Annotated in this window: 13 protein-coding genes; 6 read left to right on the top strand and 7 right to left on the bottom strand. The window is 63.6% G+C overall.

Annotated elements, in window-relative coordinates:
* Window positions 1–69: 69 nt before the first annotated feature.
* Together HY556_09090 and HY556_09085 are read right to left on the bottom strand one after the other, a co-directional pair.
* On the bottom strand, window positions 70–1,533 hold the full coding sequence (locus HY556_09090; protein MBI4393934.1) for a proline--tRNA ligase: 1,464 nt from the start codon (window positions 1,531–1,533) through the stop codon (window positions 70–72).
* 95 nt (window positions 1,534–1,628) lie between these two features.
* Window positions 1,629–1,793 carry a hypothetical protein gene (locus HY556_09085; protein MBI4393933.1) on the bottom strand — a complete coding sequence of 55 codons (165 nt, stop codon included), beginning with the start codon at window positions 1,791–1,793 and terminating at the stop codon, window positions 1,629–1,631.
* 221 nt (window positions 1,794–2,014) lie between these two features.
* Here HY556_09085 and mfnA point away from each other — a divergent pair, with 221 nt between their 5' ends.
* Together mfnA and dph2 are read left to right on the top strand one after the other, a co-directional pair.
* On the top strand, window positions 2,015–3,166 hold the full coding sequence (gene mfnA, locus HY556_09080; protein ID MBI4393932.1) for a tyrosine decarboxylase MfnA: 1,152 nt from the start codon (window positions 2,015–2,017) through the stop codon (window positions 3,164–3,166).
* A 6-nt stretch (window positions 3,167–3,172) separates the two neighbouring features.
* The gene (gene dph2 / locus HY556_09075; protein MBI4393931.1) at window positions 3,173–4,249 is read left to right on the top strand and encodes a diphthamide biosynthesis enzyme Dph2; all 1,077 of its coding nucleotides are present in this window, start codon (window positions 3,173–3,175) and stop codon (window positions 4,247–4,249) included.
* Between the two features lie 12 nt (window positions 4,250–4,261).
* On the opposite strand, the gene HY556_09070 is transcribed toward dph2, so the two are convergent.
* Window positions 4,262–5,344: a histidinol-phosphate transaminase gene (locus tag HY556_09070; protein ID MBI4393930.1), complete on the bottom strand. Its 1,083-nt coding sequence runs from the start codon at window positions 5,342–5,344 to the stop codon at window positions 4,262–4,264.
* 125 nt (window positions 5,345–5,469) lie between these two features.
* Window positions 5,470–5,706, bottom strand: a complete 237-nt coding sequence (locus HY556_09065; protein MBI4393929.1) for a hypothetical protein — start codon at window positions 5,704–5,706, stop codon at window positions 5,470–5,472.
* Window positions 5,707–5,895: 189 nt separating this feature from the next.
* On the opposite strand from HY556_09065, the gene HY556_09060 reads away from it, so the two are divergent.
* A complete protein-coding gene (locus HY556_09060; protein MBI4393928.1) occupies window positions 5,896–6,225 on the top strand; it encodes a hypothetical protein in 330 nt (109 codons plus the stop codon).
* Between the two features lie 284 nt (window positions 6,226–6,509).
* Here HY556_09060 and HY556_09055 read toward each other — a convergent pair whose 3' ends face one another.
* From HY556_09055 to HY556_09045, 3 genes are all read right to left on the bottom strand, one after another.
* Window positions 6,510–7,451 carry a 4-hydroxybenzoate octaprenyltransferase gene (locus tag HY556_09055; GenBank protein ID MBI4393927.1) on the bottom strand — a complete coding sequence of 314 codons (942 nt, stop codon included), beginning with the start codon at window positions 7,449–7,451 and terminating at the stop codon, window positions 6,510–6,512.
* Window positions 7,435–8,889, bottom strand: coding sequence for a menaquinone biosynthesis decarboxylase (locus tag HY556_09050; protein ID MBI4393926.1), 1,455 nt, complete (start codon window positions 8,887–8,889; stop codon window positions 7,435–7,437). Before HY556_09050 ends, HY556_09055 begins: the two co-directional genes overlap by 17 nt.
* Before the next feature lie 79 nt (window positions 8,890–8,968).
* Window positions 8,969–9,664: a ubiquinone/menaquinone biosynthesis methyltransferase gene (locus tag HY556_09045; protein ID MBI4393925.1), complete on the bottom strand. Its 696-nt coding sequence runs from the start codon at window positions 9,662–9,664 to the stop codon at window positions 8,969–8,971.
* Window positions 9,665–9,738: 74 nt separating this feature from the next.
* Between HY556_09045 and HY556_09040 the strand changes: the two genes are divergently transcribed.
* The 3 genes from HY556_09040 (at window position 9,739) to HY556_09030 (ending at window position 12,572) form a co-directional block, all read left to right on the top strand.
* Window positions 9,739–10,440, top strand: coding sequence for a TIGR00289 family protein (locus HY556_09040; protein MBI4393924.1), 702 nt, complete (start codon window positions 9,739–9,741; stop codon window positions 10,438–10,440).
* 113 nt (window positions 10,441–10,553) lie between these two features.
* Window positions 10,554–11,318: an ABC transporter ATP-binding protein gene (locus tag HY556_09035; GenBank protein ID MBI4393923.1), complete on the top strand. Its 765-nt coding sequence runs from the start codon at window positions 10,554–10,556 to the stop codon at window positions 11,316–11,318.
* A complete protein-coding gene (locus HY556_09030) occupies window positions 11,319–12,572 on the top strand; it encodes an ABC transporter permease (GenBank protein ID MBI4393922.1) in 1,254 nt (417 codons plus the stop codon).
* Window positions 12,573–12,596: the final 24 nt, after the last annotated feature.

Here is a 12,596-nt window from a genome sequence, read left to right as displayed (position 1 = left end):
CTGCGGGACCGGTTGCCCCGTCGATTGCGCATCCCGCGTCGCGCGTTCACCGCCCCGCGCGCGGCGCGATCAGTAGGTCTTGCAGACGTAGACGAGCGTCTTCGTCTCGCAGCCGCAGATCACGCACTTGCCTTGGTGGCCCTTTTCGAGATCGACGACCACGTGCGTCGAATCGTGCGCCTCGAGCGTTTTCGGGATGCCGAGCACGGTCTTCTCCGTTCGCGCCTCGATGTCGAGGCCGCACTTCTCGACACCGCACCAGCTCAAAGCCGAGATCCCCTCGCGCGCCTTCGCCTCCTCCGGGGTCGAGACGGTGCGGACGTTCTGGTGCATCCTTTGGACGGCCGTTTCCCGCAGGTCGTCGGTTATGGACTCGAGCGCCTTTGCCACGTCCGCGGCAAGCTGGGCCCGTTTCGCCGTCACCTTCGCCGCCTTGAAATCGGAGACGTGCCGGCGCACGAGGACCGCCTCGCCCTTCTCGATGTCGCGCGGGCCTATCTCGATCCGTAGCGGCACGCCTTTCATCTCCCAATCGAAGTACTTCGACCCGGCGGTGATGTCGCGGTCGTCGAGGTGCACGCGTAGGCCCGCCGACTTGAGTTCCGCGAGGGCAGCGCGGCATGATTCGAGGACTCCCGCCTCCTTGCCCTTGAAGATGATCGGAACGATCACGGCCTGGATGGGCGCGATCCCGGGGGGGACTATTATCCCGCGGTCGTCCCCATGGACGCCGATCACCGCTCCCATGAGCCGCTCGCTCATCCCGTAGGTCGTCTGGTGGCAGTGCTCGCGGGAGCCGTCCGGCTTCTCGTAGCTTATCCCGTACGGCTTTGCGAAGTTCTGCCTGTACTGGTGGACGCTCGCGATCTGAAGGGTCTTCGCCTCGTCGTGCATGAAGACGTCCACGCCGACGGTGTAGTCGGCGCCCGCGAACTTGTCCCAATCGGGGCGTTTGGAGAGGACGTACGGGAGGCCGAGGCCGCGGGCGAACCTTGTGGCGATCTCGAGGTCCTCCACGATCTGGCGTTCGGCGTCCTCGAACGTGTCGTGCGCCGTGTGCGCTTCGAAGAAGTGGATCTCCCGCACACGCATGAACGAGCGCGTCTGCTTCGTCTCGTAGCGAAAGACGTTGACTATTTGGAAGATCTTCAATGGGAGGTCGGCATGACTACGCACCCAAAGGGCGAACATCGGGTACATCGCCGTCTCGGAGGTCGGCCGGACGACGAGCGGGACGTCGAGGTCGTTCTTGCCGCCCTTGGTCACCCAATAGACCTGGGCGTCGAAGCCCTTGATGTGGTCTTTCTCCTTGTTGAACTCCGTCTGTGGGATGAGGAGCGGGAAAAGGACCTCCTTGTGACCGGTCGCCGCCATCTCCGCGCGGATGCGCCCGTCCATTGCGCGCATGATCTCCCACCCGTACGGCATCCACACGTCCATGCCCTTTATCGGGTAACGCTTGTCAATGAGCCCGGCTTTCTCGACGATGTCGTTGTACCAATCGGAAAAGTTGTCGGCCTTGCCCACGTGGATCGGGTTCACAATGGCGAATCGTCCCTTAAAGGGTGCCGGGGCGAGAAACGGGCGGAAGAAGAGGCCGTCCAGATCGGCTTGGGACCGGCGCGCGTTCAGTGCTTTCGCGCGGCCGACCGTCGTGCCTCGTCGTCGGCGTCGTTGTAGGAAAGCGTCTCGGCCACCCAACGCGACAACGGGGCGAGCGCCCCGACGCCGCCGTGGCCGAACGCGTGCGGGCGTGACGGCGCCGCTTCCCGCTTCCCATCCTTGCGGAACATACTGTTTCCACACTCCAAGGGATTTATAACCTTGTCTGAATGAAAACGGCTCTTGACGTAGACCGGCGGGTAAAAGCTCAAGAGGCGTTGTTTCGTGCCTTTTTGAAAGCCAGAACTATCCGACCGGCGTGGATAACGGCGCGGGCCCGTAGCGCCGTCCTCCACATGGGACCCGGATACGCTTATCAACGGGAAGCCCTTACGCGCCCCTTGATAACAAAATGAAACCTAGGGGACGCTCGCGTTCATCGGTCGTCGCCGAACTCGCTCGGGCCCGAAAGAAAGACCACACCTTCCGGTCGGGCCGCATCCTCGGCTCGATGTGCACCGCTCCCCACCCCATCGCCGTCGCCGCGTACGGGGCCTTCCTTGAGACCAACATGGGCGACCCGCACTTGCATCCGGGGACCACCGAGATCGAGGTGAAGGCCTTGCGGGGAGTGCTTCGGATGCTCAACGCCCCCGCGGCCGGGTGGGCCGCGCCGACCTCGGGGGGAAGCGATGCGAACCTCACGGGGCTGCGCATCGCCACGAAACGCAGCGGAAAACGGGAGGTCATCGTCCCGGAGACCGCGCACTTCAGCTTCAACAAGGTCGCCGATTACCTCGGCCTCACGCTCGTGACGGCACCCGTAGGGACCGATTTCACCGTGGACACGACAGCGGTCCGGAAACTGGTGAGTAGAGAGACCGCGGCGATCGTCGGCATCGCGGGGACGACGGAACTCGGCACAGTCGACGACATCCCGGAACTCGCGAGGATCTCATCCGCGGCCGGCGTCCACCTTCACGTCGACGCCTCCTTCGGCGGCTTCGTGATCCCGTTCCTGCCGCGCGACGTTGCCTGCCCGGCCTTCGATTTCAAGAACGGCGGCGTCTCGACCATCGCCGTCGACGGCCACAAGATGGGGATGGCGCCCATCCCGTCCGGATTTCTCGCGGCGCGCGACGGCGCGGACATCGACCTCATCGGGACCGAGACGCCGTACGTCTCGACCAAAAGGCAACCCACCATCCGCGGGACGAGACCGGGCGCCGCCTCCGCGGCGACATACGCCGTCATGGAGCACCTGGGCGTCGAAGGCTACCGGAAAGTGGTGAAGACGTGCATCGCCGATTCCCGCTTCCTCGCAAGCGAACTCCAGGCGATGGGCGTCGGACTCGCGACACCGCCGGTCCTCAACATCGTCACGTTTCGCGTGAAGCGGCCGAGCGTCGTACGGGACGCGCTGAAGAGGAAAGGGTGGCTCCTCACACCGGCCAATCTTACCGTGGGACTGCGCATCACCGTCATGCCGCACGTGATGCGCCCGGCGCTCAAACGCTTCCTGCCGGTTCTTCGCCGCGTGCTCCGGGCGCACGGGGAGATCTGACCGCCCGTGGTCGAGAAGTGGACATTCGCCGATTACGACCTTGAGCTCGATGGGATAATCGAGGCGATCAGGAAGCGCGGCGTGAAAAGCGTCGGGCTCCAGTTTCCGGATGGCCTTCGCGACCGCGCCGCCGACATCGCGAGAGGGATCGAGAAGGCGACGGGCATTTCCACCATCGTGAGCGGCGACCCCTGCTATGGGGCTTGCGACCTTTCACTCGACCTTTTCGGCCAAGGCGTCGAACTGCTCGTCCACTTCGGCCACGCCCCCATGCCGAGCGTCGAGAAGTTGATCCCAGACACGCCGATAATGTACGTGAGAGCGAGAAGCCGCGTCGAAGTGGAAAAGGCCGTGGAAGCGGCGGTGCCTCTCTTGACCGGCATCGGCGCCCGCAAGGTGGGGATAGTGTCCACCGCGCAGCATAGCCACAAACTGCCGCAGGTCGAAGCGGCGCTCGTGAGGGGCGGTTTCGAACCACTGGTCGGCAAGGGGGATAACCGGCTCGCCGACGCGGGGCAGCTTCTGGGCTGCAACTACACCGCGGGAAGCCTCCACGAGGACGAGGTCGATTGTTTCCTCTACGTGGGCACCGGCGACTTCCATCCCCTCGGCCTTGCGATGGCGACCGGAAAGCCCATGATCGTGGCCGACCCCGTCGACAACACGGCGAGGGACATCGCCGCTCTCAAGGACAAGATACTCCGCCAACGCTACGCTGCGATCGCCCGCGCGCAAGGTGCGAAGAAGTGGGGCGTGTTCGTGGGGACGAAGGTGGGGCAGAACAGGCTCAAGTACGCCCATCACCTGAAGCGGGTGCTCGAAGCCGACGGTCGAGAGGCGGTCATCATCTCGGTCAACTACTTCAGCCCCGACATCCTCCAATATTTCCGGCACCTCGGGGCGTGGGTGAACACGAGTTGCCCGCGGATAGCCGTGGAGGACGTCGCCCGTTACCCGGTCCCCATGCTCACGCCGCAAGAGGTCGAGATAGTGCTCGGCAGGCGCAAGTGGGAGGATTACAAGTTCGATGAGATCTACGGGGGAGCCGAGGGACCGGACGCCGCCGTCATGGAAGTCAAGTGAACCCCTTGGCGCCTACTTTCCGATCGCCCGCCTCAACCCTTGGATGAACCTTTCATTCTCGTCCCTCGTCCCGACCGTCACCCGTATGTGATGCGGAAGGCCGAAACTTTCCGTGTGACGCACGATGATGCCTTCCTTGAGCAGCGAATCGGTCACGTGTTTCGCCGCGTCGCCGATCTCCAAGAGGACAAAATTCGCTTGACTCGGCGTGTAGGATAGTCCAAAGGCCCTGGCCGCGTCGTAGATCTGCGTTCGCCCCATGCGGACGGTTTCGAGCGTGCTTCGAAGATGCGCCTCGTCCTCGAGGCTTGCAAGCCCTGCCGCTTGAGCGAGGCGGTTCACGCTGAAAGGATCGCGCGTCGTGAAGAGCGGGCGTAAGACCTCGGGGTCGCCGACCGCGTATCCCAAGCGTAACCCCGCAAGGCCATATGCCTTGGCGAACGTCCGGCTCACTATCAGGTTCCGGTGCCTCGAAAGGAAGGGTCTCGCGTCGAACCCGGAATCATCAAACTCCGCGTACGCCTCGTCGAGGACGATCATTGTGTCGGGCGGGACGGCGCCCATGAACGTCTTGAACGAAGCCTCGTCGAACGTCGTCCCCGTCGGGTTGTTCGGGCGGCATAGGAAAACCAATCGAGCGTGCGACGCCTCCTCCGCCATCCCTTCGAGGTCGTGCTCGAAACCGCGTAACGGGACTTCCACGGCCCGGGCCCCTACGAGGCGCGCGACGGAAGCGTAGACGGAGAAGGACGGCCGCGGCGAGACGACGGCCTCGCCGGTCTCGAGGTAGGTCTCCGCGAGGAGCCTGAAGATCTCGTCGCTGCCGTTACCCACGAAGACGGCGTCTGGCGCGACGCACCATCTCGACGCGATCGCCTCGCGTAGCGCCCGGCTCGTGGGCTCGGGGTAGCGGTGCGCCTCGGCGAGGGCCGTCTTCACCGCTTCGACGGCCTTCGGGGAAGGTCCCAACGGGTTCTCGTTGCTTGCAAGCTTCAAGACGCTCGTAAGCCCGAGTTCGCGCTTCACGTCCTCGATGGGTCTTCCGGGGACGTATTGCGTCATCGCGCGCACGGCGCGTCGCGGCTTGATTCGCATGATGCCGGATACGCGCCCCCGGCCTTGAGCCTGTCTGGTGGGCTTGTCCGATGAAACGCGGCCAACGCCGGAGGATAGTGTCCTGCGTCACGGGTCGGCGCTCGCCAAGATCCGCGGCGGCGCCCCTACTCTTCCTTCCCGCGCTTCAACAAGTAACCCAGGTTCGGCCCGCTTGAGAAGAACATGGCGGCGACGATGAACATGAGCGCGGCGATTGCGAAGATGAACGCAATGAGGCCCACGATTGGGTTGTCGCCGGCCAAGGCCCGTAACACACTGTAGGCGATGGCCACTGCGATCGCGGCGATCACGACGGCGAAGCTCAACCAGACGAACCGGCGCACAATCTCCGCGTGATGCACGCCTCGGAAAGCGCGTTTTTGCTGATGAACGTTTTCGCGTGGAACCCCACTTTGATGCGGCCCGAAACTATTATCTTCGATGATATATGAAAACGTGGTCACTCCCTGGACGATTAGTTTCAACGACATCTCCACCCCGGAACCGGACTCCCGGAAGTTTTTATAACGTTGCCGGAATAATTTGGAGGCGTGAACACCGAAGACCGTCTTGGCGAACACGACGAAAACTTGCCGAAGGAACCGTCCCTGGGGCCACAATCACCGCCCCCCTCGGGCCCTAGAATGGCCGATGGCGGCAAGCTCTACGCTTCGTGCGGCAACTGCTCGAACATGGTGGAGAGCCGATGCTCCCTCGATCAGGTGCCGAACAACGGCGAATTGCTTTGCGATCTCTACACGATCACGCCTGACTTCCGAGACGCGATCGTGGATGTGATGCTCGGAGACCTCCTCAAGGAGGTCGCCTCGACCGCCGTGAAGGTCGAGAAGATCCGGGCGGCGCGCCGGTTCTGGAATTAGGACCGGAGCGGGAGATGACGACGCGAAGCGGAGTCATCGAAGCCCGGCGCTTCTGGAGTTGAAGCGACGGGCAAGCGGACGAGCGAAGCGAGTCCGCGAGGGCGCGGAGATTCTGGAACTGAATCTACGCGCAAGGTGACGAGCAACAGCGAGTCACCGCGGCGCGCCGGTTCTGGAATTAGAACCGGCTGGCAAGGTGACGAGCAACAGCGGGTCGGGCTGGCGCGGGAATCCGGGCTCTCAATCGAAGCGTAACCTACCTTGTGCCGGCGAATGGTCTTCCACTATTGGTGCCCGAGCCCCAACCAGATCCCGGCAAGGAGGATCCAACCGATCATCGCGTTGACGTTGAAAAACGCCTTGTTGATGCTGGCCACATCGCCCTTCCTGACGAGGCGATGCTCCATGAACAAGAGTAGCGTCGCGATCCCCAGGGCACCCGTGAAAACGATGTCAAGGTCCTTGACGGCCGCGAACATCGCCAACACCGCCAGCATCCCCGCGTGAAGCGACAGGGCGGTCAACTTGGCCGTGTCCGCCCCGAAAGCACCGGCAATCGATCCAATACCGTGCTTCCTGTCAAAATCGATGTCAAGCAGCGAATACAGGATGTCGAACCCGGCTACCCATAGGTAGACCGCGAACCCGAGGAGCGTCACGGGTGCGATGCCGGCCGTCGAACCGGTCACCGCGATGTAGCCGCCGAGGGGCGCGCATCCGAGTGCCAGCCCCAGGACGAAGTGGCACCCCCAAGTGAAGCGTTTCGTGTACGGGTATAACACAAAGAGCCCGACAAGGGGGGCCGCGAGGAGCAAGGCCAACGGGTTCAATTCCCCCGCCGCATAGACGAGGGCCACGAGGCTCAGTATCGCTATCCCCACGGCGGTCTCCTTGGAGATCTCACCGGTCACAAGTGAGCGCTCCGCTGTCCGTGGGTTACGCGAGTCTATCCCAACGTCAATGAGCCTGTTCAAGGTCATCGCGAGGGTCCGCGCCGCGACGGCGGCCACGAGTGAGAGCGCGACGATGCGGATGCCGGGAGCGGTGAACGGCGAGACGGCGACCGCCTCGAAGCCGAGGACGAGGCCGGCAAGGACGAAGGGAAGGGCGAAGAGCGAGTGTTCGATCTTCACGAATTCCATGAGGCGCATCGCCAACGGGCGCCGCGTGGCCAACGTCGCGCCGCCGGGGCGGGCGATCGCCGGGGCGTCAAGGGCCGAGTCCATACTCGCGCCACCGCGAATCGACGAGTTTCCTCGTCGCATCGTCCATTTCGATCACGTCCGGCCAGCGGCGATCGAAACCTTCTTCCTTCCACTTCTTCGTCGCGTCGATGCCGGCCTTTCCCCCAACGTCTTTTCGCGGTCCGACATGGTCAAGGGTGTCGGCGGGCATGTCCGAGAGTATCACCGTGTCCCGTGCAGGGTCGTACCTTGTTGTGAACGCCCAAAGGACCTCCCGCATGTTGTGCACGTCGACGTCGTCGTCGACGACGATGAAGATCTTCGTGAACATCATCTGGCCGAGGCCCCAAAGCCCCATCATCACCTTCTTCGCGTGATGCGGATAACGCTTCTTGATGGAGACTATCGCGAGGTTGTGGAAGATGGATTCAACGGGGAGGTTGATATCGACGATTTCCGGGAACTGCAGCTGCATCATTGGAAGGAACATCTGTTCCACCGCTTTTCCGATGGGACCGTCCTCCTGCGGGGGCTTGCCGACTATCGTCGTCGCGTAGACCGGTTTCTCCCGTCTCGTGAGAGCTGTCACGTGGAACACCGGGAATTCGTCGTCGAGGCTGTAGTAGCCCGTGTGATCGCCGAAGGGCCCCTCGACGCGCCGCTCCCCCGGGTCGACGTAGCCTTCGAGCACGATCTCCGCGTTCGCAGGCACCATGAGGTCGTTCGTCTCGCATTTCACGAGCGGGACGCGCTCGCCTCGCACGAACCCCGCGTACATGAACTCGTCGAACTCCTCGGGTAGCGGCATGATCCCGGCGAGCATGGTGGCGGGATCGGAGCCGATCGCGACGGCGACGTCGAGGCGTTGGCCGAGCTTCTCGGCCCTGAAGAAGTGCTTTGCGCCACCCTTGTGCGTCTGCCAATGCATGGCCGTCGTGTTCTTGTCGAAGACCTGCATCCTGTAGGTGCCGACGTTTCTCGTGCCCGTCTCCGGGTCCTGGGTGATGACGAGGGGAAGCGTGATGAATCGTCCGCCGTCGCCGGGCCAGCATTTGAGCACCGGTAGTCTTGTGATGTCGACTTCGGCGCCCGTCGCTATGATGTCCTTCACGGGGCCGTTCGAAACTTTCTTCGGCGGGAAGGAGAAGAGTTCCTTCACGGTGTCGAGGGCCTCCGGGATGTCACCAAGCCCTCGCGGGATCTTGGGTTTCATCAACCCCACGAGGCGTTCGCCTATCTCCTTGGGGTCACGCGTCTCGAGCGCCATGTTCATGCGCGTCTCGGTGCCGAAACCGTTGATGAACACCGGCATGTCGTAGCCCTTGGGGTTCTCGAAAAGAAGCGCGGGGCCGCCGGTCTTCGTGACGCGGTCCGTTATCTCGCTGATTTCGAGTTCGACGTTGACGGGCGCCTTGACGCGTCTCAGTTCGCCCTTTGATTCAAGGGTCTCGATCCACTCGGAAAGGTCGCGATAGCCCACGGTATCGGGCGTGGAGACGATGGTCCCGATTAATAGTTTCCATCATTACGATGCCCACGGCGCCCGGGGCAAGACCGCATCATCCTTTCCGGCCCGTGTGTAGCACTATCGCCCCGCCGCCCATGCGCCTGAACCGCACGTCCTCGAAACCGGCGGTTCTCATCGAGGCGGCGATCTTTTCCGGCGATGGGAACTCCTTCAGGGAGACCGAAAGATAGGAGTAGGCCCATCCTTCGCCCGAGATGAGGCCGCCGATGGGAGGCATGATGGTGTCGAAGTAGAGCGAATGGACCGCCCGCGCGGCCGCTCCCGTTGGTTTCGCGATCTCAACACTCGCTATCCGGGCGCCCGCCTTCAAAACGCGTGTGGCCTCGCAAAAGAACAGGTCGATGTCGTTGACGTTTCTAAGCACCCACGCGGTCACCGCGGCGTCGAAGGACGAGTCTCGAAACGGCAGCCGGAGCGCGTCGCCCTGCGCGTAGCCGCCCGCTCCCTGGTCTCCTGCCTGGCGCAGCATCTCGCGAGCGAAATCGAGGCCGGTGAGGAGGATGGCCGGTTGTTGGCGTCGAGCTTCCGCAAGGAGCCTCCCCGTACCGCAGCCGATGTCGATGAGGCGTTCACCTGGTTTCAGGTCGAGCGAACGTATGGCGCGTCGTCGCCACACCGCGTCACGCCCGAAAGTGAGGATCGTGTTGGCCCGGTCGTATGTCGGGGCTATCCGCTCGAACATGCGACGGACACGGACCTCCTTCTTCTCATCCGCCGGCCCGGTCACGCTCGCCCAGCGGCCGCGGCTTATTTAGAGTTAATGCGCCGCCTTTTTCAACGACTTACCGGCTACTACGCGGCGTGAAGGTCGCGGCGCTCTTTTCCGGCGGAAAGGACTCCACGTACGCGATCCACGTCGCCAAGAACTGGGGCTGGGACGTCACTCACCTCGTCACCGTGAAGCCGGCGGCCTCTGACAGCCACATGTTCCACGTCCCCAACCTCCATCTCACACCCCTTCTTTCCGAAGCGCTGGGGATCCCGCTCGTGACACGTGATACCCCGGGCGAGAAGGAACACGAACTCGATGCGCTACGCGACGCTCTCGCGGGCCTCGACATCGACGGCATCGTGAGCGGCGCGGTCGCGAGCGAGTACCAAAGGACGCGCGTGGATCGCGTCTGCCACGAGCTTGGGATCAGGTCATACGCGCCTCTTTGGCACAAGGACCCGAGGCATCTTCTCGATTCCATCATCGCGGGCGGCTTCGATGCACGGATCGTCGCATGTGCGGCCGACGGGCTCGACGAGACGTGGCTTGGGCGACGGATCGATCCGGAGGCCGTCGCCGCCTTGGAACGGTTGCACGTGACGAACGGCATCCACATCGGCGGGGAAGGGGGGGAGTACGAGTCCCTGGTGCTCGACGGTCCGGATTTCGAGGCCCGGCTCCGAATCGGGAAATCATCGAAAGAATGGCGTCGTGATTCGGGCATCCTGACGGTGGAAGAGGCGACCCTTGTCCCGAAGACGTCGCGGCCAAGACAGCGAGTCGCTAAATAATCGCCGCCGGTTCCTGGTCGCGTGGACGTCATCATGGATGAGCGGGACCAGACGCGATGCGACGACGGTCGAAGCCCCGCGATGAACGATCCTGCCGCGCGGGTCGGTGACCTGTGAAGGGGTTCACGGTCGTCGATCGGGGCTCTGCCGACAGATCCAAGGGCAGCGCGCCGGCGCTCGAAGCGCGCGCCGTTTGGAGGACCTATTTCGTTGGCACGGACTCCGAGTTCCATGCACTTTCCGATGTGAGCCTTTCAATCGCCCAAGGTGAGTACGTGGCGCTCATGGGACCGTCGGGATCCGGGAAGACGACGCTGCTTCATCTTCTGGGTGCCCTCGACACGCCCACCAAAGGGGCGATCCTCCACGAGGGCGCGAGTGTCGCCGGATTCTCTGACCGGCGCCTCGCGGCGCTACGCGGACGCCGCATCGGGTTCGTTTTCCAGTCATTCAACCTGGTGCCTCGATTGACCTCGCTCCAGAACGTCACGTTGCCGCTGTACTACTCGGCGACGCTCTCAGGACCCGCGCGCCGCGAGCGCGGCCTCGAGATACTGCGCCGCGTCGGGCTGGCTGAGCGCAGTGGCCACAGCCCGTCTGAACTCTCGGGTGGTCAACGCCAACGCGTCGCCATCGCACGAGCGTTGGTGAACGATCCGAAGGTCATCCTCGCCGACGAACCGACCGGCAACCTCGACAGCCAGACGGGCAAGGAGATCCTGGACATATTGGAGGAACTGCGCCGCGAGGGCCGCACCATCGTCCTCGTGACCCATGATCGCGAGATCGCCCGCCGCGCGGACCGCGTGGTTTCGATGCTCGACGGCCGTATCCGGGGAAACGACGTCGCCCGGAGCCGCCCGACAGGGGCGTCGTGAATGAGGCTTTCCGACGCGGCCCGCATCACGGCGACGAGCATCGGGACGCACAAGCTTCGTAGCCTTCTTGCGGCCATCGGCGTCGTGCTCGGCATCGCATCGGTCATCGGTATCGTGACCCTTGGCGCAGGCATCCAAGAGTCCATCTTGGGCCAGATAACGACGCAATTCGACGCGGACCTCATCGCCGTATCGTTGTCGCCGCGCCCCAACTTCAACGGCCCGCCGCAGACCGCGACGACGATCGCGTTCACGGACCGCGACGTGGACGGCGTTGCAAACCTCACAGGTGTGCTTGGAGTGGGAGCGACGGCGCCGCTCTCGCCCGCCGAGGTCCGGCTTGTGAACGCGTCCGTTCCGGGGATCTCGGTGAACGTGAGGCGCGGGATCACGACGTCCCGTTTCGAGTACGGGACGGACATAGTGGACGTCCATGATGCCGTCGTGAGCAATCAGACCGCGTTACGACTCATGGCCCTGACCAACAGAAGCGACCTGCGGGGCGTGGAACTCGTCCTCAATTATCCGGCCGAAGGCGGCGGGTTCACGAGCGCCAATGTGACGATCGTGGGCGTGCTCAAGGCCCAGACTTTCGGCGGCGGCGAGACGTTGGTGGTCGGAAGCTCCTTCGCGCGGCTCACGCCCATGAACGGCACCCTCACGCATGGCTGGCAGATGCTGTCGATACGCGCGAAGGAGGCCGCCGAGGTGGGGGCCCTGCGGGAGAGGGTCAAGGCGTTCATGGAGACGGAAAGCGACGCCAAGGACCTCAAAGGCGACCGTCTCGCCTTCCAGTACCTCACTCAAGACGAGGCGGCGGGGTTCATCTCGACGGGCGTCGGCCAGTTCACCGCCTTCATCGGAGCGATCGGGGCCATATCGCTACTTGTTGGGCTCGTGGGAATCGCGAACATCATGCTCGTCTCGGTGCAGGAGCGGACAAGGGAGATCGGCGTGATGAAAGCGACCGGGGCAAGCCGCGGCGACGTCCTACTGGTCTTCCTGGTCGAAAGCGTCGCCATCTGCGTCGTGGGGGCGGTTGCCGGGATCCTCCTTGGGAGCCTCATGGGGATAGGATTGGGACAGCTCGTCCAGAGTTTTGCCCCCGGTTCGACTGCGTTGCCATTCGTCTTCCTTCCGCAATGGTACGCGATAGCGGTCCTCTTGGGGGTCGGCGTCGGGGTCGTCGCGGGGATACTCCCGGCATGGCGGGCAGCGAGGGTCGATCCCGTGGAAGCGTTACGCTACGAGTAGGACGGCGTCGACGACCATCCATCG

This window comes from Euryarchaeota archaeon, assembly GCA_016207515.1.
GTDB lineage: Archaea > Thermoplasmatota > SW-10-69-26 > JACQPN01 > JACQPN01 > JACQPN01.
Note: the sequence above shows the minus strand (reverse complement) of the source record. Positions and strands in the feature narration are given on the sequence as shown.

What these genes read in the sequence shown, in the direction of transcription:
- HY556_09055 (MBI4393927.1), bottom strand. Translation starts at nt 7,451, where the DNA reads ATGGACTCGGCCCTTGACGCCCCGGCGATCGCCCGCCCCGGCGGCGCG.
- HY556_09030 (MBI4393922.1), top strand. Translation starts at nt 11,319, where the DNA reads ATGAGGCTTTCCGACGCGGCCCGCATCACGGCGACGAGCATCGGGACG.
- HY556_09085 (MBI4393933.1), bottom strand. Translation starts at nt 1,793, where the DNA reads ATGTTCCGCAAGGATGGGAAGCGGGAAGCGGCGCCGTCACGCCCGCAC.
- HY556_09070 (MBI4393930.1), bottom strand. Translation starts at nt 5,344, where the DNA reads ATGCGAATCAAGCCGCGACGCGCCGTGCGCGCGATGACGCAATACGTC.
- mfnA (MBI4393932.1), top strand. Translation starts at nt 2,015, where the DNA reads ATGAAACCTAGGGGACGCTCGCGTTCATCGGTCGTCGCCGAACTCGCT.